This window comes from Rosistilla carotiformis (assembly GCF_007753095.1).
GTDB lineage: Bacteria > Planctomycetota > Planctomycetia > Pirellulales > Pirellulaceae > Rosistilla > Rosistilla carotiformis.
This window is the reverse complement of record NZ_CP036348.1, coordinates 7161825-7184848: the sequence shown is the minus strand read 5'-3', so window position 1 is coordinate 7184848 and position 23024 is coordinate 7161825. Positions and strand designations below refer to the sequence as shown.

The 23024-nt window shown below is 57.0% G+C and carries 24 protein-coding genes; 11 read left to right on the top strand and 13 right to left on the bottom strand.

The window, feature by feature from the left end:
* Nucleotides 1-40: 40 nt before the first annotated feature.
* Nucleotides 41-220, top strand: a complete 180-nt coding sequence (locus tag Poly24_RS25855; RefSeq protein WP_145102358.1) for a hypothetical protein — start codon at nt 41-43, stop codon at nt 218-220.
* Nucleotides 221-325: 105 nt separating this feature from the next.
* On the opposite strand, the gene Poly24_RS25850 is transcribed toward Poly24_RS25855, so the two are convergent.
* The 4 genes from Poly24_RS25850 to gcvT all read right to left on the bottom strand — a co-directional run bounded on the left by Poly24_RS25850 (nt 326) and on the right by gcvT (nt 3753).
* Nucleotides 326-1012 carry an FHA domain-containing protein gene (locus tag Poly24_RS25850; protein ID WP_145102357.1) on the bottom strand — a complete coding sequence of 229 codons (687 nt, stop codon included), beginning with the start codon at nt 1010-1012 and terminating at the stop codon, nt 326-328.
* Nucleotides 1013-1432: 420 nt separating this feature from the next.
* Nucleotides 1433-2185 carry a lipoate--protein ligase family protein gene (locus Poly24_RS25845; protein WP_145102356.1) on the bottom strand — a complete coding sequence of 251 codons (753 nt, stop codon included), beginning with the start codon at nt 2183-2185 and terminating at the stop codon, nt 1433-1435.
* A gap of 25 nt (nt 2186-2210) precedes the next feature.
* Nucleotides 2211-2594 carry a glycine cleavage system protein GcvH gene (gcvH, locus tag Poly24_RS25840; RefSeq protein ID WP_145102355.1) on the bottom strand — a complete coding sequence of 128 codons (384 nt, stop codon included), beginning with the start codon at nt 2592-2594 and terminating at the stop codon, nt 2211-2213.
* A gap of 40 nt (nt 2595-2634) precedes the next feature.
* Complete coding sequence (gcvT, locus tag Poly24_RS25835) at nt 2635-3753, bottom strand: glycine cleavage system aminomethyltransferase GcvT (RefSeq protein ID WP_145102354.1); 1119 nt, start codon at nt 3751-3753, stop codon at nt 2635-2637.
* Between the two features lie 242 nt (nt 3754-3995).
* Between gcvT and Poly24_RS25830 the strand changes: the two genes are divergently transcribed.
* Complete coding sequence (locus tag Poly24_RS25830) at nt 3996-4907, top strand: cation diffusion facilitator family transporter (RefSeq protein WP_197452175.1); 912 nt, start codon at nt 3996-3998, stop codon at nt 4905-4907.
* A 65-nt stretch (nt 4908-4972) separates the two neighbouring features.
* On the opposite strand, the gene Poly24_RS25825 is transcribed toward Poly24_RS25830, so the two are convergent.
* Entirely contained in the window at nt 4973-6178 is a 1206-nt protein-coding gene (locus Poly24_RS25825; RefSeq protein ID WP_145102353.1) for a molybdopterin molybdotransferase MoeA, read from the bottom strand.
* Complete coding sequence (locus tag Poly24_RS25820) at nt 6135-6773, bottom strand: molybdenum cofactor guanylyltransferase (protein ID WP_197452174.1); 639 nt, start codon at nt 6771-6773, stop codon at nt 6135-6137. The genes Poly24_RS25825 and Poly24_RS25820 overlap by 44 nt, the downstream gene beginning before the upstream one ends.
* Before the next feature lie 122 nt (nt 6774-6895).
* Between Poly24_RS25820 and Poly24_RS25815 the strand changes: the two genes are divergently transcribed.
* Entirely contained in the window at nt 6896-7903 is a 1008-nt protein-coding gene (locus Poly24_RS25815; RefSeq protein ID WP_145102351.1) for an Rpn family recombination-promoting nuclease/putative transposase, read from the top strand.
* A gap of 73 nt (nt 7904-7976) precedes the next feature.
* Here the strand turns inward: Poly24_RS25815 and Poly24_RS25810 are convergent, their stop codons facing one another.
* On the bottom strand, nt 7977-8318 hold the full coding sequence (locus tag Poly24_RS25810; protein WP_197452173.1) for a carboxymuconolactone decarboxylase family protein: 342 nt from the start codon (nt 8316-8318) through the stop codon (nt 7977-7979).
* Nucleotides 8319-8552: 234 nt separating this feature from the next.
* Here Poly24_RS25810 and Poly24_RS25805 point away from each other — a divergent pair, with 234 nt between their 5' ends.
* The 4 genes from Poly24_RS25805 (at nt 8553) to Poly24_RS25790 (ending at nt 11968) form a co-directional block, all read left to right on the top strand.
* A complete protein-coding gene (locus tag Poly24_RS25805) occupies nt 8553-8873 on the top strand; it encodes a calmodulin-binding protein (protein WP_145102350.1) in 321 nt (106 codons plus the stop codon).
* A gap of 61 nt (nt 8874-8934) precedes the next feature.
* Nucleotides 8935-10305: a helix-turn-helix domain-containing protein gene (locus Poly24_RS25800; protein ID WP_145102349.1), complete on the top strand. Its 1371-nt coding sequence runs from the start codon at nt 8935-8937 to the stop codon at nt 10303-10305.
* A 4-nt stretch (nt 10306-10309) separates the two neighbouring features.
* Nucleotides 10310-10786: a hypothetical protein gene (locus Poly24_RS25795; protein WP_145102348.1), complete on the top strand. Its 477-nt coding sequence runs from the start codon at nt 10310-10312 to the stop codon at nt 10784-10786.
* 120 nt (nt 10787-10906) lie between these two features.
* A complete protein-coding gene (locus Poly24_RS25790) occupies nt 10907-11968 on the top strand; it encodes an Mrp/NBP35 family ATP-binding protein (RefSeq protein ID WP_145102347.1) in 1062 nt (353 codons plus the stop codon).
* 117 nt (nt 11969-12085) lie between these two features.
* On the opposite strand, the gene Poly24_RS25785 is transcribed toward Poly24_RS25790, so the two are convergent.
* The 3 genes from Poly24_RS25785 to ftsY all read right to left on the bottom strand — a co-directional run bounded on the left by Poly24_RS25785 (nt 12086) and on the right by ftsY (nt 16642).
* Nucleotides 12086-13327 (bottom strand): outer membrane beta-barrel protein, encoded by a 1242-nt coding sequence (locus tag Poly24_RS25785; protein WP_145102346.1) that lies wholly within the window; start codon nt 13325-13327, stop codon nt 12086-12088.
* 621 nt (nt 13328-13948) lie between these two features.
* Nucleotides 13949-15328 carry an outer membrane beta-barrel protein gene (locus tag Poly24_RS25780; RefSeq protein ID WP_145102345.1) on the bottom strand — a complete coding sequence of 460 codons (1380 nt, stop codon included), beginning with the start codon at nt 15326-15328 and terminating at the stop codon, nt 13949-13951.
* A 333-nt stretch (nt 15329-15661) separates the two neighbouring features.
* A complete protein-coding gene (ftsY, locus tag Poly24_RS25775; RefSeq protein ID WP_231753355.1) occupies nt 15662-16642 on the bottom strand; it encodes a signal recognition particle-docking protein FtsY in 981 nt (326 codons plus the stop codon).
* 260 nt (nt 16643-16902) lie between these two features.
* Between ftsY and miaE the strand changes: the two genes are divergently transcribed.
* Complete coding sequence (gene miaE, locus Poly24_RS25770; protein ID WP_145102343.1) at nt 16903-17478, top strand: tRNA-(ms[2]io[6]A)-hydroxylase; 576 nt, start codon at nt 16903-16905, stop codon at nt 17476-17478.
* Between the two features lie 344 nt (nt 17479-17822).
* Nucleotides 17823-18890: a hypothetical protein gene (locus Poly24_RS25765; protein ID WP_145102342.1), complete on the top strand. Its 1068-nt coding sequence runs from the start codon at nt 17823-17825 to the stop codon at nt 18888-18890.
* Between the two features lie 97 nt (nt 18891-18987).
* On the opposite strand, the gene Poly24_RS25760 is transcribed toward Poly24_RS25765, so the two are convergent.
* Complete coding sequence (locus Poly24_RS25760) at nt 18988-19296, bottom strand: hypothetical protein (protein ID WP_145102341.1); 309 nt, start codon at nt 19294-19296, stop codon at nt 18988-18990.
* A gap of 135 nt (nt 19297-19431) precedes the next feature.
* Nucleotides 19432-19977: a DUF456 domain-containing protein gene (locus tag Poly24_RS25755; protein WP_145102340.1), complete on the bottom strand. Its 546-nt coding sequence runs from the start codon at nt 19975-19977 to the stop codon at nt 19432-19434.
* Nucleotides 19978-20350: 373 nt separating this feature from the next.
* On the opposite strand from Poly24_RS25755, the gene Poly24_RS25750 reads away from it, so the two are divergent.
* On the top strand, nt 20351-20959 hold the full coding sequence (locus Poly24_RS25750; RefSeq protein ID WP_145102339.1) for an HNH endonuclease: 609 nt from the start codon (nt 20351-20353) through the stop codon (nt 20957-20959).
* Nucleotides 20960-20995: 36 nt separating this feature from the next.
* Here the strand turns inward: Poly24_RS25750 and Poly24_RS25745 are convergent, their stop codons facing one another.
* Nucleotides 20996-21757 (bottom strand): undecaprenyl-diphosphate phosphatase, encoded by a 762-nt coding sequence (locus Poly24_RS25745; protein ID WP_145102338.1) that lies wholly within the window; start codon nt 21755-21757, stop codon nt 20996-20998.
* A gap of 103 nt (nt 21758-21860) precedes the next feature.
* Here Poly24_RS25745 and Poly24_RS25740 point away from each other — a divergent pair, with 103 nt between their 5' ends.
* The gene (locus Poly24_RS25740) at nt 21861-22844 is read left to right on the top strand and encodes a DUF368 domain-containing protein (protein ID WP_145102337.1); all 984 of its coding nucleotides are present in this window, start codon (nt 21861-21863) and stop codon (nt 22842-22844) included.
* Nucleotides 22845-23024 lie beyond the last annotated feature (180 nt).

The following is a 23024-nucleotide window of genomic DNA, read 5'->3' as shown; positions in this document are numbered from 1 at the left end:
GACCCAGTCAAATCAATCCGCGAACTAGGAACCAACTGCAATGCAGATGTCACGACTGACCGGCACGATCGCTGTGACTGGCCCCCTGTTGTTTATGGTAACAGCGATTGAGCTGCTGTCGGCGTGGTCGGGGGATTCGGCTTTTGCTTCTTGTTTCGGTGCGATTCGGATAGCGATGTTGGTTGTTCTCGTGATCGCACTAACGCAACGCAGCAGCTGAAACCACTCAGTGGCCTGCCCGAGCGAAGCTGGCTTGTCCTGCTCCCTGGCGGCTCAACGAAGCGTTTTTCCGTTGATCACCAGGTCTCAACCGAATCAATTGCGTCTACCGTCCGCTGAAGAACTTTTTCAGCGCCTCTCCCGCCGCATCGCGGGAGTTTTCGGACATCTGCTTTTTCAAGTTAGAGGGGAGCTTCTGTGGTGGCTTCTTCTCAGGTGGCTTGCGTTTGCCCGAATCCTCTTTGGAGTCCCCGTCGCCGACGGATAGCTCGCCACTGAGATCTTCATCGCTTTGGATGGTTTTCGAAGCGTCGATGCTCATCTGCCGGGTTTCGGGTTCGCCCAGTTTACGGACCCGTTCGATGTTGTCCGCCTCGTCGAGCCAAGAATTGATATCAACTTCTTCGAACTTGCTGTCGTCCGTTGCGTTCACGGTTCGCTGAGCCGCATCTTTGACGTCGACAACCTGGGGCTTCTTTGGGCCTCCCAAGCCATACTCAACAAGCACTTCAAATTCCAGTTTGCCGACGGTCAGCGCGTCGCCAGGCTTCAGCGCCTTGGCGCGATCCGGTGGCAAGCGGTTCCCGTTAACAAACGTTCCGTTGCGGCTTTTCAAGTCTTGAATCAGAAGTTTTCCGTCACGTTGCACAAGAATGCAGTGTTTACGGCTAACCGATTCGCTCTTTGGGCGAAGCTGGCATTGGTCGTTTCGACCGATCAAAAACTTCTCTTGGCTCACCGATATCTCACGACCAGCGTGGCTTCCCGAGAGAACTTTCAGTTTTACCTGCATCTTGCACCTAGTTTCTTAAACGACAGTTTGGCTTTTGATTTTTCTACGTGGACTACTCAGCAGCTGGTGGGAATCGATGGGCATAAAAAGAATTATCGGCGGATCGAAAATAAATTATAAAAGGGAGTCAATATTTGGGCCGTTCGGGCGAAATAAAAAGGAAGGCCCATGGTGAAGCATAGTCAGGACGCATGAATTCCGCTCGGTGCTACCACGAAAAAATGGTGCGGCGCAAAAGAAAAGGCTTGAACCGCGTCGTTGGGAGTCCGTAATGGCGGATAACGTACCTAAAGTGGATGCTTGCTAAAATATCTGTACGCAGGAATTGTACCAAAATGTGATGATCGGGCCACATCGTCGGAAAGGGAATTTTCGTATCGAGTGGATGGGGGAATCGCTTTTCTTCCATCACAGCCTGGGTTAGCGGCGGTTTGTCCACGCAGGGGAGCCGAATCGCGCATTGACTATGTCGTGGGCACGCGCGGTTTCGGCGTCGGATAGTTGGGTGGGGGAGAGTTGCGTGTCCAACGCGTGTGTGAGCGTTGTTGTCAAGTGAGCGGCAAACTGTGCCGGATCGCACGGCTTTCCCGAAACGCATTGCAGTCCGGGTAGCATTGGAGCCGCGGGACTGGTCTGAAGCAGGATGCTGCCATGTTGCAGGATCGCTCGGCCGACGCGTCGTTGGGCGCTGCCGGCGATCTTGTAGCCCGAGACGACGAGGTCTTCGTCGGTCCGACGCTCGAAGCATAAAAAGGCGTCGTCGTCGGCCAAAGGCTTCCAGCCGCTGTCGGCAAACCGGCGGGCGGTTTGCATCGCGACCGCCGAGATCGTCTCCATGATCGCGTTGTGGACAGTTGCGTAGATCGTCAGATCCGCACCGTGCCGCGATTTGGGCGTTGCGATGCTAAGGCTGTAGGTGAGTTCGGCGTCGTGTACGATCGCTCCGCCACCGGAACTGCGGCGGACGACGGGCAGGTCGGCGCTCCAGGTGTGCTGTTGGCGATCGTCGTACTGCTGGAAATATCCCAGGCTGAGCGTCGGCGATTTCCAGCGGTAAAGCCGCAGGCAGGCTGCGGCTCCCTGGTCGACCGATTCGGCGAGCGCTTGATCGATCGCCATGTTCATCGCGCCGTCAAACGGATCGTCGATGTGTCGGATCAAGCGAGCGTCCATGAGCGTCCTTTACTTCGGCTGTGGATCAGTTGCCTTCGGCGCACTGCTTCTGGTAGGCCTCGTGGCTCAACAGCTTCGACGCGTCGGGTTCGCCGCTGATGCGGACTTTGATCATCCAACCGGAACCAAAAGCATCGCTTCCCAGCAGATCCAGCTTGCCCGGCAGTTCGGTGTTGGCCTCGATCACTTCGCCGGCGACAGGGCTGTACAGCGGGCTGACCGCTTTGACCGATTCGACTTCGCCAAATTCTTCGCCCACGTTCAACTGGCGGCCCACTTCGGGCAGTTCCATGTAGACCAGGTCGGTCAATTGTTCGGCGGCAAAGGCGGTGATCCCGATCGTGGCGACGCCCGATTCAACGTGCACCCATTCGTGAGTTTCCGCGTACAGCAATTCTTCTTGATTCATCTTTTGATATCCCAGTTTCAGGCCAAAGCAGCGACGTTGATCAACGGTTTCGTTTGTAGAACGGTAAGGGGACGACGTTGGCCGCGGCTCGCTTGCCACGGATGTCGATCGTTAGCGGCGATCCGATCTGCGAATGCTCTGCCGCGACGTAACCCATCGCGATCGGATATTGCAGCGTCGGCGAGACGGTGCCGCTGGTGATCGCGCCGATGTTTTGATCGTTGGCGTCGAGGATTTGGCAGCCTTCGCGGGCCGGCCGGACTCCTTCGACGCGAATCCCTACGCGGACGCTTTGCGGTTGGTCGGCTTTGATTTTGACCAACGCTTCGGAACCGATAAAGGTGCGGTCCTTGAAATTGCACGCGAATCCAAGTCCGGCGGAAATCGGGTCGATCGATTCGCTCAGTTCGTGTCCGTACAGCGGCATCGCGGCTTCCAATCGCAGCGTGTCGCGGCATCCCAGCCCGGCGGCTTGGATGCCATGCTTGCGACCGGCGAGCATCAGGTTTTCCCAGATTCGACCCGCTTCGTCAGCGCGGGTGATCAATTCCAAACCGTCTTCGCCGGTGTAGCCGGTGCGGCTGACGATCACCGGCTTGTTGAACTGTTCGGTTACGTAGCTGTGGTAATATCCCAGCTTGTCGGCGGGGTGTTTGAACAGACCTTCGACCGTCGCCATGGCCAGCGGGCCCTGCAGCGCGATCATCGATGTCAGTTCGGTGCGGTCGGTGCAAATCACGTCGGGGTAATCGGCCATCCGCGGCGTCAGCCACTCGATGATTTTCTGGCGGTTCGACGCGTTGACGACGAGCATGTGGAAGCGGCCGCCGGAAGGTTTTTCGATGTGGTAGACCAACACATCGTCGAGGATTCCACCCTCTTCGTTGCACATCAGACTGTACCGGATGCCGCCGGGGGCGAGGTCGCTGACGCGGCGGGTCAGCAGGCGATCGAGCAGTTCGGCGGAGCGGTCGCCGTCGAAGCGGATGCGTCCCATGTGCGAGACGTCGAACAGCGTCGCCGCGTTGCGGCAGGCGTGGTGTTCGGCGACGATCGACCCGTAATGGATTGGCATGTCGAACCCGGCAAAGGGGCTCATCGTCGCGCCGGCGGCGCGGTGCCATGAGGTCAACGGAGTGGATGCGATGTTGTCAGTCATGGTTTGGTAACGAGGCCAGGTAGGGTGGGCGTCATTCGAGTTGCCAACACCAGCGGGACGTCTCCGACGGAGGATGGAGACGGCTTGTACATCGGGTAACTTGCAAGGAACTGGCGTCGATACATTGCATCGCTTATTGTAACGCTGCCCTTGTGGGCTGCTAGGGTATCGTGCAAACGCGATGGCGGCGTGCGCCCTAATCAACCGTTGTCGCCCGCGTTGGACTCAGGCAGAGCATTCCATTGAATCGTCAGGCTCGTCCCAAAGCATCGATCATCCAACGCGAGGGTGTCTATCGCGAAGCCTCGCGGACCGCTTCGTTGGGGTTGGGCGTCAACATCTTTTTGGTGGTTTTGAAGTTGGTCGGTGGGGCGATCACCGGTTCGGCGGCACTGTTTGCCGATGCGATCAATTCGGTCGGCGATGTCGCTAGCTCATTGGCCGTTCACGGTGCGCTCTGGATGGCCCAGCAGGATGAAGACGATGATCATCCCTATGGGCACACCAAAGCGGAGTCGATTGGGGCGCTGAGCATTGCGATCTTGATCGCGTTTTCGGCAGGCATGTTGGCGATCGAAAACATTCGCCATCTGCGCCAGGTCGTGTCGGTGCCCCCGCAGACCGCAGCGATCATCGCGGCGTTGTGTGCGGTTTTGAAAGAGGCGATCTATTGGCAGACGCGGCGAGTCAGCAGCCGGATCGATTCGCGATCGCTGCAAGCTGCGGCGTGGGATCATCGCAGCGATGCGATTTGCAGCGGGGCGATCGCCGTCGCCCTCTTTGCGGCTCCCTACCTGGGACCGCTGGGCCGGTTTGCCGATCCCATCGCGGCGATCCTGGTTTGTGCGCTGTTGATCGGGATCGGAGTGCGGTTGTTCTGGCAGACGGCGCTCGAGTTGATGGACCAGCAAGCTGATCCAGAACTTACCGATGCGATCCGTCTGCGCGCCGAACAGATCGGCGAAGTCACGCGAATTGAAAAGCTGCGGGTCCGCAAAAGTGGCTTGGAGTTTTTTGTCGACATCCACGTCGAGGTCGATGCGCAGCTGACGGTCGGCGAAGGGCATCGGATCGGACATCTGGTGAAAGATGAATTGCTACGCAACTTTCCCCGTGTTCGCGATGTCCTGGTGCATGTCGAACCGGACGACTGATCCTTGCGTGGTCGCAGCCTTTCCGCGGCGCAGCGTTCTCCCGACAGATGCGGTGGGTGCCCGCCTTATTCGTGCCAACGCCAGTATGGCCAGGGCCCGGAGCCGGTTGAGTTGGGTGGCTGTTCGGTGAAGCCATCGCTGGCCGCCATCGAAACCAGATCGCCGGAGCCTTTGGAGGGAACGAGATGGGCGCGTCCCTGGTCGTTGATCTGAACCAGGCGGAACCAATGCAGCGGCAGGGTCCGTGAGCCGGGATCGTCCAACATCACCCGTGGCGCGCTGGGGAGCCAGTCGCGTTTGCCAGCTTGGCGGCTGAGTAGCGGAAGGACAAATCGGCGGCATCCAACCGCTGCACTGACCGGATTGCCAGGCAGTCCAATGATCGGTTTTCCCGCTGCGGTGACCGCTCCCAAGATCGGCTTTCCCGGGCGAATTGGCAGTCGATGGAAGTTGATCTCCCCGCCGTTTTGTTTGATCGCGTCGGGGACAAAATCGTAGTCCCCCATCGAGACGCCGCCGGTCAAGATCACGGCGTCGGAGTCTTCGATGGCCGCGGCCAATCGTTCGGCAAGACCTTGTTGATTGTCGACGACACGGTCGACGCACCGTACGTGCAACCAGTTCTTTCCCGAGAGCAAAGCGTTCAGTGTGGGGCCGTTCGAATCGCGCAGCTGCCACGGTTGGACCGATTCACTGACGTCGTGCAGTTCATCGCCGGTGACAAGGATCGTGATCTTTAAGACGCGGGAGACATGGACTTCGCTGGCGCCAAAGTTCGCCGCCGCTGCGATCGCGCCGGCGTGCAGCGTCGTTCCGGCCTGTAAGATTGCCGAACCCTGGCTGGCGTTTTCACCTTGCCGTCGAATGTTTTCACCCTTGCGACAGTTGGCGGTCGCGGGAAGCAAGCGGATCGAATCGGGTGACTCTTGCGTCTCCTCGCGTTTGACCACCAAGTCGTAATCTTGTGGCACGATCCCACCGGTAAATATTCGCATCGCGTGTCCCGGTTGAACGTCTGGTGTGGGGTGTCCGGGGGCACTCTCTCCCGAGACGGGGAGCGGTTCGTCGCGGCCGAGGTCGTTCAGTCGGATTGCGTAGCCGTCCATCGCCGATACATCGGCGGCTGGGCTATCGCGATCGGCGTGAATCGGTTGGCTGAGGATTCGCCCCGCTGCGTTTGCCAGCGAGATCGTTTCACTGGCGACCGGGGCGATCCGCCCGGCGAGTTCAGCGATCGCTTGGTCGGGCGTTTTTTCTGACTTCTCGATCATGGTAGGCGTTCCATTGTTCAGGGGTGTCGACGTCTTGGATCGCTTCGCGGCGGATCGTAATCGTTTGGTGTGGTGTGCGACGCAGCCAACGCATGATGCTGCGGTCGGCTCCGCAAGCGACAGCTGTCAACTGTTCAAGGTAAGTCGCGGGATAGATCGCGACGAGGGGTTCGGGGAACTTGCCGTCGACGGTCGCTGCGGTGATTCGGTCGGGAACCTCGTTCCAGGCTGTGATCAAAGGAGCAAGGTCGGTGGAGGTGAGCGCGGGCAGGTCGACTGACACGATCATGGCGGCGGCAAATCCCTGGCGATTCGCCAGTTGTAGAACGCTGACGATTCCGCTGGCTGGACCTTGGTGGGCGTCGGTGTCGGGAACGGTTGGGAGCGATGTCGTCAGCTGTTGCAATGGGGCGACCGAGACGACGATCGTTCGGCAGTAGGGATTCAGGCAGGTGGCGACATGTTCCAGCAGCGTGGTGCCCGTGGGCATCGGCAGCATCGCTTTGGAAGAGCCCATCCGCGACGAACGGCCGCCGGCAAGGATCGCTCCCAGCAGCGAAGGGCGTTGTGTCGTTTGGCTGGCGTAGGTTGTCATCGCGTCTGCGGGGGAGGGTGCTCCCGGCTGAGGGAGCCGGTTGTTGTTTAGGTCCGGTGTGCGTATTGTTGGGTTGGTGGCGGCGAGTGTTCGTGTGTGTTGTTGCGTAGTGGGCGTCGGACATGCTGAGGATCGATCCAAAAGTCGATTTTGCATTTAAGCAGATGTTGGGGCATCCCGGACATCCAGCGGTCACGATTCACTTTCTCAATGCGATCTTGCAGCCACAGGTGCCGATCCAGCAGGTGGAGATACTCAATCCTATCCAAGGCAAGCAGCGTGCTGAGGATAAGTTGGCCGTCTTGGATGTTTTGGCCTGCGACGACCAGGGGCGTCGTTTTAATGTGGAAATGCAAACGACGCTTCCGTTTGCACTCCCCAAACGCTTGCTGTACTACAACTGTCTTAATTATGTTCGCCAGCTGTCCGAGGGAGAGGGGTATCGAGGGCTTGCTCCGGCGATCAGCATCTGTGTGCTCGATAAAGTGTTGTTTCGCGAGGACCCACGCTACCACTTGAGTTTCCGTTTGCGGAGCGACCAGGTGAGCGATTTGGTTTTTATTAACGATCTGGAATTTCACACGCTCGAACTGCCCAAGTTTCAGCAGGCGTGTCATAATGATGTAAACGCGTTTGCAGCGGAGCAGAAATGGTTGTATCTGTTGCAGAACGCCGGATCGATGGACATGGAGACGTTGGCGGAGTTGCTTGATGATCCGGTCTATCACGAAGCCTTGGGAGTTTTGGACATGATATCAAAGTCGCCTGAAGAACTCGATCTGTACGAAGCGCGGCTGAAAATGTGGCGCGATGAGCAAGCCCGGATGGAAGCTGCGCAGATCGAAGGGCTTGAGCGAGGCATCGAGCAGGGGCGTGAGCTAGGGATCGAGCTAGGGATCGAGCTAGGTCGCGAACTCGGAATCGAGCAAGGTCGCGAGCAAGGAATCCAGCAGGGGCGCGATTTGGGACTTGCCCGAGGGAAGATTTTGGGGCGGCTGCAATTGCTCGCTTCGATGCTCGACATGCCCGAGCCCGCGAGCTGGGGTTCGATGAGCGAGAAGGAATTGAACCGAGTCGAAGCTGAGCTGCGTGAGCAGTTGTCGCGACGAAACGGAGGCTCCGGTCGCTAGCTCGTTTTGTCGCGGGCCCGCCCGAGGGTTGTTCTTTGACGCAAGCTGACCTTCCCCGCCGTGCTATCTGTTTTTATGGCTGCTGAGTTTCGGTGCTCTCGTTCGCAGCCGCTTTGGTCAGTACATCTTCCACCCACATCCGAGCACGCATCATCGTGGGGAAGCCGATCGTCGGAGCGGAGAGCATCGCGACGTGTCGCAGTTCATCGGGCAAGCAGCCCGCTTCGAGTGCTTTGCGGGCGTGCGAATGGGTTCCTCCTTCGAGCCCCGCACCGATCGAGATCGCCAATTTTGTCAGGGCGATCGATTTGGCATCCAGCGGCCCCGACTTGGCCGCCGCGGCTGCGAATGCTTCGTAGGCCTGCATGTATTCGGGGAATTGGTCGTGCATCTGTCGGTAGGGCTTGGGGATCATCGGTGCGGTCCATTGGGCTGCGGTTGGGAAGGAATCGCGTTGCGGTTGAGGCGATCGGCGACCTGGCGTTTGCGTATTCGTTGTCGCTTAGGGATTGATATCACATGATCTTCGAGCGGTTCGGGGCCGATTTGTTGAACCGATTGTGCGGCTTGTGCCGATACGAGGGGCAGCGGGTTTCTTGTCAGTAGAAGCCATAGACGCTCTGCGCACACTACCCGAGGGGGATTTGGAATGATTCGTCGATGCCTGATCGCGGCGTTTGTTGCCGTCGCATTTTGCTGTGTTACTGAACAAGCGGACGCACAGCAACAAGCCTATGGGCAAACCTGGGGTGGAGCCGGTTCGCGCGACTGGAATCGCTTCTACCACTACCCATACGTCTATTACCCACAGAACTTTTACGCGCCGCAGTACTTCCAAAGTGCAGACGACTTGTATCATCGCTATCCTCAAGAAATGCGGATTCCGGTCTACAATAAGAAGTGGCACAACTACTATCCAGCCGGTCGCCGTTATCATTACGGCCATCACTTCATCCTGGATGTCTTTTAGTCTGCCTGCCATGTGGCCTCGTGGCGGTGGGACTCCATCGCTCACATAACGGAGGCGGCTCATGTCCGCAGGCTCGCGCGGCACCAGTATCCGACCACTGGGAAAGATTCTCGAAGCGATCGGCGAGCCGGTTTATGTCGTCACTCGCGACGGCCGCTTCGAGTACTTTAACCGAGCGGCTTTGGAATGGCTGGGCTGCGAATCGCAGCCGTTGGTCGACTGGAAATCGACCCCCGATCGCGATCCCGCGTCGGCAATCGATGCGCTGGCGCAGTCGCTGCAGCCGCCAAAGATTCTGCGTTGCGGTCGACCGATCGCACAACCGATCGCTCCCCGCGTCGACACGCTTCAGGGACCAGCGTCCCGAGAGATGCTGTTCATTCCGTTGGGAGAGACCGCCGTCGAGTTTGTCGTGGCGGTGGGGGATTGCCACTGGTCGGGTGAGGTGACTGCGGAGTCGATCGATCTGGTTTCGCTGAGCCGTCAGTTAGCCGCGATCCGCCAGCAGTATCCCCGACTGAATCAGCTTGGTCCGTTGGTTGGAGCTTCGGGGGCGGCGGAGCACTTGCGTCGTCAAGCCTCTCTGGCTGCAGAGTGTTCGTCGAACGTCTTTCTTGTCGGCCGATCGGGTTGCGGCGGCGATCAGCTTGCCTTGGCGATTCAGCGCCGCCCGACCGAATCTCCGTCGGCGTGGAGTTCGTTGACGCCTATCGATTGTGCGTTGATGGATGCGGAGTTGTTGGAAGCGGCGCTCTCGCCGGTGATCGCTCGGCTGGGCGGCAGTTCGACCGCTCGGGCAACGGTTCTGCTCCGCAATCTCGATCGCTTGGCCGTCGAAGCTCAGTCGCCGCTGCGTCATCGGTTGGTCGAGTTCGGGTCGCGTTTGCGATGCATCAGTTTGTCGGAGTTGTCGGTCGCCGAATGTCTGCGAAGCGAACATCTGGATGGCGATCTGATCTACCGTTTGGCAACGCTCGAGATCGCTGTTCCCTCGTTGACGCAGCGGATCATCGACCTGCCGTTGATCGTTCAGTTTTTGATCGAACGTCGCGCCAAACCGAATCAAATCATCGACGGCATCTCGCGGCCGGCACTCGACTTGTTGAGCACCTATCCCTGGCCTGGCGACTTCGACGAACTGGATGCTGCGATCCGGCACAGCATGCGGGAGAGCGGTTCGCCCGTCATTCAACCGCAACATCTACCGTTGGCGATCCGGTCTTATGCACCACCGGATCCGGCGGCGACCGCCGACGATCGGCCTATCGATTTGGATCGCTTGTTGGCGCGAATCGAACGCGAGCTGATCGATCGAGCATTGGAACGCAGCGACGGAAATCGGGCCGAAGCAGCTCGGCGGCTGGGGATCAGCCGATCGCGGCTGTTGCGTCGGATCGACGATAACAACGATTCAACCGAAGTGGAGGGCTGATTCGATGCGATGCGTTTGGCTGCTTTGTGAGTCGGGGAATCGTTGGCGCCCTGCGGTTGATCATTTTGCTGTGCAGATGTTGCCGGCGGCCGATGATGTCTTGGAGATCCGCAGCATCGAACGTCCCGAGGCGTGTCTGGCGGCGCTCGCGCAGCAGGTGCCTGCGGTTGTGTTATGGGAGCTTCCGGCGGCTGGGGCGGGCCCGGTTCTGGAGTCGATCTCGCGGGCTGGGGCTCGCGGGGCAAATCGCCCGCTGCAGTTCGCGGCGTTGTCGCAGGGGGCGATCGTGCCCCGCGGGATCGCGGGCGAAGTCGAACTGAACTTGCGCGAACTGGGCGTCGCTGGCGTCGTCGATCGGCCGGTTTCCTTGGCTAATCATGCTGCGATGGTGCGGCGATATTGGCAGCAAAATCAGCGCGACGACAATCTTTCGGCGGTGCGTGAGATCTGGGATCGATTGCCCTGGGCCGGCGATCGGTGAGCAAATCGCTGCATTGTGCGGCGATTTCGGCAACCCCGGTAGACCAACAGGCGTTCAGGAATTTAACCTCATGGGTTGGTTCCCCTGTTTTCTTCACATCTGCAACCGTGGGTTCGCGTCATGACACCCGATGATATTCGTTCGGCGATCGCCGATTTTCCCGATCCCGAAACCGGTCGTCCGATCGGTTCGACCGATCAAATCAAGAGCATCCGCTGTGATTCCGGGATCCAAGTGCAGGTTGGATTGACCAGTCACTCGGCCGCGCTCAAGGAAGAGGTTGTCGACCAGTTGGCGTCGCGGATTGTCAGCCGATTTGCGGGGCAGAGTCCGGCGATCGAAATCGTCGAACACGACCGACCACCAGCGCGACTGGGACAGATCGGCTTGCGAGTCAAGAGCGTGATTGCTGTTGGTTCGGGGAAAGGTGGTGTCGGTAAAAGCACCGTTGCGGCTAGCCTGGCTCAGTGCCTGCAACGCTTCGGTTCGAAGGTTGGTCTGATGGACGCCGATGTCTATGGGCCGAGCGTTCCGCATCTGTTGGGACTTTCGGGACGCCCCGAAGTGGATGAGAACAAACGGATCATCCCGATCAAAAAGGGGCCGATGCCGGTGATGTCGATGGGGTTCTTGGTCGAACCCGATCAGGCGGTGATTTGGCGTGGGCCGATGCTGCACAGTTCGGTCACGCAGTTCCTCCGCGATACCGACTGGGGGCTGTTGGACTATCTGATCATCGACATGCCACCGGGAACCGGAGACGTCGCGCTGACGTTATCGCAGATCTTGCCTCTGTCGGGCGCGGTAATCGTTTGCACGCCTCAAGAGGTCGCGTTGTTGGATGCGGTTAAGGCGATCTCGATGTTTGGCAAGGTACACATTCCGATCTTGGGAATGGTTGAAAACATGAGTGGTTTCCAATGCCCCGATTGCAACAAGCACTACGACATCTTTGGCAAAGGTGGCGCCCGCGATAAGGCTGAAGAGTTGGGAACGCCATTCTTAGGCGCGGTGCCGATCAATATCCCGCTGCGAATCGCTGGCGATCAAGGGAAGCTGGCCGAATGCTTGGACGACGATGCGATTCGGGCGCCGATGGATCAAGTCGCACGCGCTGTCGTTCGGACTCTGGCGGCGAAAAACGCTGCCGCTCCCGCGACACCTCAGTTGCCAACGCTGTAGTTCGTTGATGTGTCGCCGGTCGGACCTTAGGGACGAGGGAAACACAAAAAAAGCCAACCCACTCATTTGAATGGGTTGGCTGATGTGGAGGTCTCGATCGTCGGTACCGCGACGCGTTTAGAACGTTACGATGGCGTCGATGCCAAAGGTCGTTTGGTTGCTTCGCGGAGCATTTGTTGGCGAGTTTGGATTGTTCTCGTTGATCCCGGCCGGAATCGCGTCGACATCCCAGTCCCATCGCACTTCGGGACGGATGATGACAAAATCCTTCGGTTTCAGATTCAGCCCCAATGTCAACGCGTAGACGTCGGTGTGGTCATTGGTATCGCGACGGTTGTTCCACCATTCAAAGCGAAGGCCGGCAGCCACTTCATCCGCCAATTCGTAGAAGAAATAGTTGTTGATGGCAAACGCGTCGCGGGCGAAGGTGTCGAATTGGTTCTTCGTGTCCAGACGATCAACTTGCAATACGTGGTTGAAGTTCTCGACGGTCGTGCTGGCGACAATGCTGTGCATCTGGCCACGCTCTCGCATGTCTTGTCCACGCAGTTCGAGGTTCTCGTTTAAACGACCGACTGTGTTGGTGTAGGTGACCGTTGTGTAGTCGGTCAAGACCACGCTCAAGCCGCCCAAGAAGTTGTCGCCGTTGTCCTCATAGCCTGAGTCCCATCCGAGCGTGTATCCACCCCAGACCGTGACAAATTCGTTCGCCTTGTGAGTGACCAATGCACCGGTGTGGGTGAATGGTTCACTGTTCACCATCGTGTAGGAATGGCTATAGAAAAAGTTGTCCGGTGCGCTGACAACTTCATAGCCAATCAAAGTGAAGAAATGTCCCATTTTGATCGACGTCTTGCCGTAGGCGACTTCGCCATACAGTTGTGGCATCGCGCTGCCGTAGACTCCGTTGTCCCAGTCGTTGTCCCAGCCGCTTTCGGTGCCGAACGCTTGGGTGTCTTGGGCGTCGACGCCGTAGACGTAATCGATGCGGCCGCCCAGATCGAGGCCCTGTGTGCCATCGGTCTGTTTTTCGGCATACATCCACATTTGCGATAGGTTGACTCGGTCGGCGTGGTTGTTAAATCGCATCGGCGAGTTGTAGGTGTGGTAGCCGAGTTGGGCCCATCCCCCGTATGAAAAGCCGTCGAAGCAGCTGGCGAAGTAACCCGGAGCTGCTGCGGGGCCGCATGATTCACAGCTTGCGTCACCGCAATATCCACCAGCATCATGGTATTCGTAGCCTTCCCCGGAAACGGGGTAGCCTTCGCTCGGATATTCTTCGTAGCCAAACTGTTGACCGACGGCCAGACCTGCGTTGCAGATGCAAGCAATCGCAAAGAACCTGCTAATGAGATTCATCTTTGTAACTCCACGTGCCAATGCGTTCGCCCCGGGGAGTGCGTGATACAGGGTCCCACGGGTGCCGCCAGAAGGGATTTTGGCGGCTGCGGTATCACTCTTACTATCGAAACAATCGCCACAACTATTAATGTCTTCCGGAGCAAAAGGTGGAAACCAAAGGGGCGGATTGCACGGGGCTGGTAAGTTTTGCGGATTAGGGGCTGTGCGGGCCAGTTGCGGTTTCCTAAATCGAGGTCCGCAAGGTTACGATTCTGCTAGCATTGCTTTCCGTTTGCGAGGCAACGGTCGTCACAGCGCGGGTGGCTGAGAGGCGACGGTAGAGAAGGGGGAGAGGAATGGCGTCGATCAACTTGGCGGCGCGGCGTGATCGGCTTATGTTTCCGTTTCAGATATCCGCGAAGACTCGCAGGGGGAGGCGGCCGTTCTTTACGGCGTTGCTGGATATCGCAGGGGCAGGACCGCGGTGACGCAGGAAGCGTGGTGCCCCGAGTTCGATGGCTCGCATGGTTGCCCGGCACCGCGAGGGTAAGGACAAAAAGAAAGCCAGCCAGTTTGATAACAAACTGACTGGCTCTTCGTTAGCTCGACTAGCTCTAGGATGGGAAGTCGCGGTTCACTTTAGAAAGTGTAGATACCGTCGATTCCGAAGGTCGTTTGGGTCGCAGCAGCGTTTTCGTTGACTGCCAAGCCGTTGATGTTGGCGTCCTTATCCCAAGTCCAGCGAACTTCGGGGCGGATGACCCAGTTGGCGTTGCCACGATAGTTCACGCCCAATGTCAGGTCGTAGATATCGTTGTTGTCGCCAGGGGCCAGGTTGTAGCCGTTACCTTCAACGTTCCACCACTCGAAGCGACCACCGACAGCCCAGCAGTCGTTGACTTGGTAGATCAAGTAGTTATTGATATCAAACGTGTCGCGTTGGTTCAGCTTCGCTCCGCCAGCACCTTCGATCGACGTCTTCAGGTAATCGATCTGGTTGACGTAGCTCAGCTTGTTGGTCAGCTCTTTTTGCGTGACGATGCTGAACATATTGCCCTTTTCGCCACCGTATCCGGGTTGCGAGATATTGCCAAAGCGGCCAGCAACATAGGCGAAGGTGATGTTCGTGGTGTCATCAAGCTGTTGCGAGATACCACCGATGAAGTTGTCACCGTTGTTTTCGAAGCCCGAGTCCCAACCCGATGTGTAGCCACCGTAGATCGTGGTGCTGTCGCTCAGATTGTATGTAGCCAATGCACCGGTGTGCGTGAATGGCTCACTGTTGAACATCGTGAACGCGTGGCTGTAGAAGAAGTTGTCGGGAGCGGTTACGACTTCATATCCGATGATGGTATAGAAGTGACCAACTTTGACCGACAGATCGCCGTAGGCAACTTCGCCGTAGGCTTGTGGCAACGCGTGACCGTAGATGCCGTTGTCCCAGCCGTTGTCCCAATGGCTGCCGTCGTTACCGAACGCTTGTGTATCTTGAGCGTCGACACCGTAGACGTAATCAACGCGTCCACCCCAGTCGAAGCCGGTCGATCCGTCGGCAACCTTCTCCATGTAGAACCATGCTTGGTGCAGGTTGATACGGTCGGGATGGTTGTTGAAGTTCGTTCCATTGCGACCGGCGGTGGTGTAGCCGAGTTGCAACCATCCGCCCTTGTCCCAGCCCCAGTGATTGCCACACAGTTGCCAAGGGTCGCCCAGGTCGCAAGTTCCGCATCCGGCACAAGCCAAGCTTGGCAGGCTGCCGTCCTGAAAGAAGATGCCGCCGCCGCTGACGCCACATCCGTCGCATCCGATGCTGTCGCAGCCCGCTTCGCAGCAGCCCGCTTCACAGCCACATGCTGGTTCGCAGCAGGACGCGTCGAGGCCGCAATCGGGTTCGCTGTCAAAACAGCCAACCTGTGCAACGTCGCCAAAGTAATTTGTTTTCATCTGCTGTGCAGTTGCCGAACCCGCGTGGATTCCACATGCAAACGCAGCCAAGAGTGCAAGTTTGCTAAGTTTCATACGATATTCTCCCCAATCCGTGAGTGATTGTGCTTGAAACCACTTTTCATGAAATGGTTCTCAGCGTGAACCAAATCCGCCTACCAAGTGTGAACCAATTGAAAAACAGTTTGATTCTGGGGGATTTCATCGTCATCCACCGCGGCGTTGGCATGAAGAAGCCCGTAAAACGCTAAGGGAACTACGGTTTGAGGTCCGTTTGTTCCGGTTACGAATTCGCTGTCGAATCTCCGGTTATGGTGATGCGAGTCAACCAAAAACTGCCGCGCAGAGAAGCTTTGCGGGACGTGACGACTGTCGGTCCAGGATCGCGCAGAATTCCCCCTGATGGGGTTATGTTGGCGATCCAATGGAGTCACTGAAGAGGGCTCGGGAGAACATGGCCGCGTCAAACGCCGCCATGTCGTCGATGCCTTCGCCCAAACCGATGAATTTGACTGGCAGTTGAAATTGCTCGCGAATCGGGATCACAACGCCCCCTTTGGCGCTGCCATCGAGCTTCGACAGCACAATTCCCGTGCAGCCGGCCGCATCGCTGAAACCACGTGCTTGGCTGATCGCGTTTTGCCCCGCGGTGGCATCGAGTACTAATAACACTTCGTGGGGGGCCGACGGGACCGGTTTGCCAATCACACGACGGATTTTGTCGAGCTGTTGCATCAGATGCGTTTGGGTTTGCAATCGTCCGGCCGTGTCCATGATTGCGATGTCAAAGTTCTCATCGACAGCCTTCTGTGCCGTCGCAAACGCGACGCTGGCTGGATCGGATTCGGGTTTTCCGGTGACGATTTCACAGCCGATTCGCTCGGACCAAATTGTCAATTGTTCGACCGCGGCGGCGCGGAAGGTATCCCCGGCCCCCAAGACAACGCGGTTTCCTTCTTGGGTTAGCCGATGGGCCAGCTTGGCGATCGATGTCGTCTTGCCCGAACCGTTGACACCGACAACCAGGATCACCGTGGGCCCTTCGGCGGCCATCGAAAGAGCCACCGATTCCTGCGTCAGCATCGACTCGACCTGCTCGCGAATCGTTTCAAGGATGTCGTTCATTTCGACCTTCCGACCCCGAAACTTGGTCGCTACATCGTCGCGGATCCGAGCGGCCGGACCGGCTCCCATGTCCGTTCGCACAAGTCGTGCGAACAACTCGCCCAGGAATTCATCTTCCACCAACCGACCTTCGTTTTTGAAAAGGTCGCGGATGTCGGTATTCAGGACTTGGCTGGTCTTTGTCAAGCTCTTGCGGAACTTATCGAACATTCCCGCTTGGCTGGTATCTGGATCGTTTGCTTTCTTTTTAGACCAAAATGCCATTGTCTTTACCGTAATCGAACAGATGAAGGGCGAACGCATCGAGTGGTCGCGAATCCAAAAGAGGACGGCGCAACCCTGTGAGATCATTTTAACGCTCGATGGCTTTTGTGCGACCATCCCTTGCCATGACCGCCGCAGCCGGTTCAGAATGCCTTCGCGAGCTTCCGCCAAATGTGCCGCGTTCCAGGCGACACTGCGTGGATCGTTCGCAGTTGGTCGTCGAACGTCTTCTCTTAATATTTCTCCAGCTTGGTTTTTTCATGTTGCGACTCAAATCGAATTCGTCTCAACGCTGGCTTTCGCAAGTCGAGAGCAATCTCGACGAGATTTTAATCGATCACGCCCACTGCGAACGCAAAGCGGCATCGACCGCGATGGGGTTGATGAATTCCTACGCCGAGCGACGCGAGTTGTGCGACGAAATGGCCAGCATCGTGATCGAGGAATTGGAGCACTATCGAATGGTGCTCGATGTGCTCGACAGCCGCGGGATCCGCTTTCGACAGTTGAGGCCTAGTTCGTATGGCAGCCAATTGAATGCTCTGATCATTCGCACCGAACCGCAGCGAGCCGTCGATAAATTGCTCGTTGCATCGTTGATCGAGGCTCGTAGTTGCGAACGGTTTGATCTGCTGCGAAAGCATGCTCCCGACAAGGTGCTGGCCGATTTTTACGATAGCTTGTTCGAGAGCGAGGCACGGCACCACGCCACCTACGTCCGATTGGCCGAAGAGTTTGCGCCGCGCGCCGAGGTCCAACGACGGCTCAACGAATTGTCCGAAGCCGAAGCGAAGATTATCGAAGTTGGCAGCGAGTTGGCTCGCATGCACAGCTGACATGAGGTCGGGCCAATCGTAACGCCTACTCTGGACGCGAGTTAAGCAAATTCGTTCGGCGACCGCTTTGAATCTGCTAGCAACACCGGGGCTTTCTGGTTTCTTGATTCGTCGCTTGCCTTCGGCGCGACATCCCCGAATACTTTTTCTTGCGACGCCCAGTGCGTTGCCCCTTCCGGGACGGAAGCGCGATCGATGGTTACCGTCACACTGTGGCGGTTCAACGATCTGTTGACGGGATTGTCAGCACGCCTCGCATGCCCACCTTGATGATGCGGATCGGATGATCTGCCCCATCAGGCATGAAACGGATGTCTTTAGGTCACCGGAAGGAGAATTCTGCTATGCATTCAACACTTAAGCTCAATGCGCTTTTGTTTGCAGCGATCGTCGGCGTCAGCAGTCCGGCGGTTGCTTCGCATCCCGCTTCGATTCAATTTGATCTTTCGCCCGTCGCCCCGGCGCAACCGGTGGCGCCCAACGAGGACGTATTTGTTCCCCCCGGCTATCGTTGGGTTCGCGTGCGATTGGACATCTCGTCGTTGATCAACACTGCGGAACAATCGAAGCCTCATGAATTCGTTTACCGAATTCAGTGCTCGTCGCCCGATAGTCGTGTAGTCGATTATTCGCCGCGAACCCAGTTGTCCGCTTCGACAGTTGGCGGTATCCGTGTCGAACAGTCCGATGAAAAATCGAAAAGCCTCGGGCTCGCGCTGAAAGGTTCCTATCTGAACTTGGTCGATGGAAGCAGTGGAGCCGATTTGGGGTCGAAAGTCTGCAACAAGACGACGTTCGAGAAGGCCGCACCGCAGGAGATCTTGTTTGCCAGTGGTACGATCGCTCGCGGACAAGGCGTCTATTTTAAACTTCGCGCCACGCCGGCACAGGTGCTCGATGGGCAAAAGCCGTTCACGATCACCCTGCAAGTTCCCGACAGTTGGCGCGGAGATTTGATGTCGGTTCATCTGGACGCGACGGAATCGCATCGCAGCTTTGGCGGATTGGAACGCGAATCCTCCGCGGCATCGCCGGTTCGCTTCCAGGTCGCTGTCTATGACCAAGCCGACGATATCGCTCGCCGTTGGGCGTGGCAATTGGCCGAGGCGGAGCAACGATTGCGTGAAGCTTCGACGCGGTATGCCAGTTCGATTCGCGAACGTTCGCTACCTACGATCTTCCATCACGTGGCGGCGGCGCTCGATGTGATCGAGCCGCGGATTTCGGAGGACTGGATGCAACGGGCGTTGTACGGATCGATTGATCCCTATTTTGATAAACAAATCCGCCAGTTGCCCGTTGCGGTGAAAGTGGCCGTGCTCGACTATGTCGATGCGAAGACAAACTTTGAAGGACTGGTCCGGTCGGCATCGATTTCCCAGGAGGCGCACTCGGGGCTGGCGGTCAATTGATTGTCCGCAGGAGGATTTCCAGCCGCGCGGAGCAGGGATGCTCGGATGCGAGTGCTAAAAGAAGCGACGGCGATTTAGCTGGTTCGACGTCGTTGATCTAATTGTCGCTGAATCCAAACGACAGGCTGCTCTCTCGGCCCAATGGATTTTTTTGATATTGCCGGAAGCATCCGCTGCACAAGTCGTAGCGTCGACGCTGGTAAACATCTTCGCCGATTGCATCGCTTTCATCATCTCCCAGCCGTTCCAGGATCTCATGCAATTCAAGCAGGTGATCGGTGTCGGCGTCGTCGACGATACCCGCGGGCGTATCGAAGACAGCCTTGATCTCTACTTGAACGGAGTACCGAAGTTCTTCGTCCGGATTGATCTCACATTTGCAGCGATCACACGAGTAATGAATCATCCAGCAGTGGTCCTTGGCCGCGAGGGAGTGGAGCAAGTTGGGGATCGAGCGTGTCGTCCCAATGTCGCGATGCATGGTACTGACAGCCGCCGCTGTGTGGCAATACAAAAAGCAGTCGCGTGATCGAAAGTCGCTTCAAACGCAAACGCCAACGATGACGACCAACAGAATCATTATTCCGGCGCATATTTTCCCAACCGTTCCCAGCAGACGTCCCCAGAACGCAGCGTGACCGACGGGAATCGTCTCCTTCCATTGCTTGCCGCTCATCCATTCCCCCAGCACCGCGCCGGCGGTTGCTCCGAGGGCGCCGAACAATAGAGCAGCGACGATTGTTCCAAAGATTGGAATCGGCAAACCTAGCAGTGCACCTGCCATCGCGCCGATCATCGAACCGACCACGGCCATCATCGTCGCCCGCCGGCTGCCGCCAGCTTTCTTTGCCCCCAGTGCCGCGGCGGCAAATTCCAGCAACTCACCCAAAACGGCAAACCCGACTGCCGCGATCACTTCGGTGCGGCCTAGCGAGATCCGTTGCTGTTCGGGAGCCAGCAGGTAGTAAGCGATCACAAGCGCCGCGGCGATCCAGTTTCCGGGCAAGGTAACGAAGTTGCTGCCCCAGGCCAGCACACTCAAAAGAACTAATCCAATCGGCCAAATCAATTGCCACCAGGCTTCCATAGGTCGCTACTTTCTGCGTTTTTGCGTTGTTCGAGGCGGTTGTGTTTGCGTAGGTCCGAACCCATCGGGGGGCTGGTCGGTCCTTCTGTTCAACTTTCTTAAGATTTGTTGAAAACCGATTCGGCACCCTGTCAGAGCACTCTGAATTGGTGGTCGCACAATCGACCAAAGGTTAGAATGGGTGCGAAGACACACCCGTCATTGTTCAGCCCCTGGGCAATGATGCTTGACAATTGGCCCCGGACGTTCGGAATCGCAGCGCTGCAATAAGACATACTTAATCATACCCTGCAAGCTGACCATTCCTGACATCCACAATTTGCGGACCTTGCCTTCATCTAGGATCAGGTTTGCATGGAGGACGATACAAAGAATGTCTACTTCGTCAGTTCTTGATTCAAGTGTGCTGATTCTAAATCGCTTTTATATGGCGATCCGAGTCGTCTCGGTGCGACGGGGCTTCACGTTGTTATATCGCCAGTGTGCTGAAGTCATTACGTTGGAAGATGAACAATATACCAGCTACGACTTCACTTCATGGTGTGAGTTGAGTCAATTGACTTCGCTCGAAAAGCAGCCTGGTGAAGACTACATCAAAGCGGTTGGTTTCGATCTTCGTGTTCCACGGATTTGTCGCTTGACGCGATTCGATCGCTTGCCGGTGCAGTCGGTGCGTTTTAACCGAAAAAACCTATTTGCTCGCGATAGTCACCGTTGCCAATACTGTGGCCAAGATAAACCGTCGAACCAGTTGAGTGTTGATCATGTGGTGCCACGCAGCCATGGTGGCAAGACGACTTGGGAGAATGTCGTTTGTTGTTGTCTGCGGTGTAATTCTCGCAAGGGTGGGCGGACGCCGTCGCAGGCGAATATGAACCTACTGACAACGCCGATCAAGCCCAAGTTCAATCCGGTGCTGACTCAGCCGATCGTCGATCCGCGGTACGAATGTTGGAAGACGTTTTTACCCGCGGCGGGTTAGGCTTAGGCGGGCTCAATAGCCTGTTCGGCAGTTGTCTTAACGCAGCTGCCAGAGGATCGTTCCGATGCCCATCGGGATGCACCACCAAGCGAAGAGATGCAGTCGTCCACGGCGGCTCCATGCGATCAACCATCGCAGCGCGAAGATCCCCACCAGGAATGCGACCACGGCGCCGACGATGAGCGGTGCCAGTCGGTCCATGGTGAGATCGGATTGCGCGAGATCCTTCATCTCCAGCACCGTCGCGCCAAGAATTGCGGGGATCGCCAGGAGGAACGAAAACGTGACGGCGTCTTCATTGCCCAGCCCTAACATTCGACCGCCGACAATGGTCGACCCGCTTCGGCTGATCCCTGGCATCAAGGCGAAAGCCTGAAAGATGCCGATCTCAAACGCCTTCCGCCAGGACAGGGATTGATAGGTTGCATCGCGCGTTGGCAGATATTTCAACAGCAGCAGCAGGGCGCCAGTCACCAGCAACATGCACCCTGCGATCAGCGGACTTTCCAGCAAGTGCTTGAACTGCGTCTTGATAATCACCCCTGTGATGCCAGCGGGGATCGTGCCGATGACCAGAAGAGGAATGACTCGGCGGTCGCTGGTCAACATATCAAGGATTCGTCGCCAATAGACGACAAGAATCGAGGCAAGGGTACCGGCGTGAAGTACGATGTTCACGGTGGCGGATTCTTCAGTAATTCCCAATAATTCGCCGAAGATCACCAGATGTCCCGACGAACTGATCGGCAAAAATTCGGCGATCCCTTGGACAACCGCTAATAAGACCATTTCCCACATCGTCGACTCGTCCGTTTCGATCGTGTCTCGCGTTGTCGGCGCGGTGAAGCATGTATAACCACAGAAAAATCACAAACCACTCTGTTAGAAGGCTTATCGACCGATGATTCCGCGTAACCCAGGATCGATTGCTGGTGATCTCATAAATTTTGCCAGGGGGTTCTGCATGGGAGCCGCAGACAGCGTGCCTGGAGTCAGCGGGGGGACGGTCGCGCTGATTCTAGGGCACTACCACCGACTTGTCGCGGCAATCAGCCATTTCGACAGCCGAGCGCTCGCGTTTGCGAGGTCGGGCCAATGGCGTCGGCTCGTGACGCATATCGACTTGCGATTTTTGATTGCCCTGGGGATGGGGGTGGGAATCGCGATACTTTCGCTCGCAAGTCTGCTGCATTGGCTTCTGGAAAATAAGTTGCCAGGAACCTTGGCCGTCTTTATGGGGCTGATCATTGCCAGTATCTGGATCGTGGCTCGTCAGATTCGCTCCTGGTCTCCAGCGGCTTGGGGAGCGATGGTGCTAGGAACCAGCGTGGGGTACGTCATCAGTTCGCTTTCGCCGTTGGCAGGGGAGCCAGGCTATCTCTATCTCTTCTTTTCAGGTGTGATTGCGATCACCGCGATGATTCTGCCCGGCATCAGTGGTTCCTTTGTGCTTGTCCTGCTAGGGGTTTATCACCATGTGATCGGGTTGGTTAAAGCGTTGCCACGCGGGGACCTCGATCTCGAAGGCTTCATCGAGATGGTTGTATTCGCCACGGGGTGTGCGATTGGGTTGGCCTCCTTCTCGAGGGTGTTACGGTGGCTGCTAGAGCATTATCAGAATGTAACCTTTGCCTGCCTGCTTGGGTTGATGGTTGGAAGTTTGAAAAGAGTCTGGCCACTTCAGCAGCCGACTCCCGAAACGATCAACGAAAAATTTTCTCATCGCGTCTTCGAATTTGTGCCGGTAAGTGAATGGTCGCAGCCAATTGTGCCGTTGTTATTGTTGGGCATTGGTGCTGCCACACTTGTACTGGTCCTGGAGTGGTTGTCTGTTCATCTGTATCGATCCCAGCAAACGGCTGTCGCTTCAAATGTAGAAGATTGACATGAGTACACTTTGTTAAAATTAGCACCTCTCCATAATGGGCATCTAGCTCCTGTGACTCCTTAATTATCACCAATAAACATGTGCTTTTAGATTGCGGCTTTCTATACGGGCGTATAGGATAAGCAGCGGATTTACAAGTGTACACAAGATGCCGCCATGCTTAGCCTCTGTGCTTTG

Coding starts and splice junctions, on each gene's coding strand:
- Poly24_RS25855 (WP_145102358.1), top strand. CDS start 41: ATGCAGATGTCACGACTGACCGGCACGATCGCTGTGACTGGCCCCCTG.
- Poly24_RS25850 (WP_145102357.1), bottom strand. CDS start 1,012: ATGCAGGTAAAACTGAAAGTTCTCTCGGGAAGCCACGCTGGTCGTGAG.
- Poly24_RS25845 (WP_145102356.1), bottom strand. CDS start 2,185: ATGGACGCTCGCTTGATCCGACACATCGACGATCCGTTTGACGGCGCG.
- gcvH (WP_145102355.1), bottom strand. CDS start 2,594: ATGAATCAAGAAGAATTGCTGTACGCGGAAACTCACGAATGGGTGCAC.
- gcvT (WP_145102354.1), bottom strand. CDS start 3,753: ATGACTGACAACATCGCATCCACTCCGTTGACCTCATGGCACCGCGCC.
- Poly24_RS25825 (WP_145102353.1), bottom strand. CDS start 6,178: ATGATCGAGAAGTCAGAAAAAACGCCCGACCAAGCGATCGCTGAACTC.
- Poly24_RS25820 (WP_197452174.1), bottom strand. CDS start 6,773: ATGACAACCTACGCCAGCCAAACGACACAACGCCCTTCGCTGCTGGGA.
- Poly24_RS25815 (WP_145102351.1), top strand. CDS start 6,896: ATGCTGAGGATCGATCCAAAAGTCGATTTTGCATTTAAGCAGATGTTG.
- Poly24_RS25810 (WP_197452173.1), bottom strand. CDS start 8,318: ATGATCCCCAAGCCCTACCGACAGATGCACGACCAATTCCCCGAATAC.
- Poly24_RS25805 (WP_145102350.1), top strand. CDS start 8,553: ATGATTCGTCGATGCCTGATCGCGGCGTTTGTTGCCGTCGCATTTTGC.
- Poly24_RS25800 (WP_145102349.1), top strand. CDS start 8,935: ATGTCCGCAGGCTCGCGCGGCACCAGTATCCGACCACTGGGAAAGATT.
- Poly24_RS25795 (WP_145102348.1), top strand. CDS start 10,310: ATGCGATGCGTTTGGCTGCTTTGTGAGTCGGGGAATCGTTGGCGCCCT.
- Poly24_RS25790 (WP_145102347.1), top strand. CDS start 10,907: ATGACACCCGATGATATTCGTTCGGCGATCGCCGATTTTCCCGATCCC.
- Poly24_RS25785 (WP_145102346.1), bottom strand. CDS start 13,327: ATGAATCTCATTAGCAGGTTCTTTGCGATTGCTTGCATCTGCAACGCA.
- Poly24_RS25780 (WP_145102345.1), bottom strand. CDS start 15,328: ATGAAACTTAGCAAACTTGCACTCTTGGCTGCGTTTGCATGTGGAATC.
- ftsY (WP_231753355.1), bottom strand. CDS start 16,642: ATGGCATTTTGGTCTAAAAAGAAAGCAAACGATCCAGATACCAGCCAA.
- miaE (WP_145102343.1), top strand. CDS start 16,903: ATGTTGCGACTCAAATCGAATTCGTCTCAACGCTGGCTTTCGCAAGTC.
- Poly24_RS25765 (WP_145102342.1), top strand. CDS start 17,823: ATGCATTCAACACTTAAGCTCAATGCGCTTTTGTTTGCAGCGATCGTC.
- Poly24_RS25760 (WP_145102341.1), bottom strand. CDS start 19,296: ATGATTCATTACTCGTGTGATCGCTGCAAATGTGAGATCAATCCGGAC.
- Poly24_RS25755 (WP_145102340.1), bottom strand. CDS start 19,977: ATGGAAGCCTGGTGGCAATTGATTTGGCCGATTGGATTAGTTCTTTTG.
- Poly24_RS25750 (WP_145102339.1), top strand. CDS start 20,351: ATGTCTACTTCGTCAGTTCTTGATTCAAGTGTGCTGATTCTAAATCGC.
- Poly24_RS25745 (WP_145102338.1), bottom strand. CDS start 21,757: ATGTGGGAAATGGTCTTATTAGCGGTTGTCCAAGGGATCGCCGAATTT.
- Poly24_RS25740 (WP_145102337.1), top strand. CDS start 21,861: ATGATTCCGCGTAACCCAGGATCGATTGCTGGTGATCTCATAAATTTT.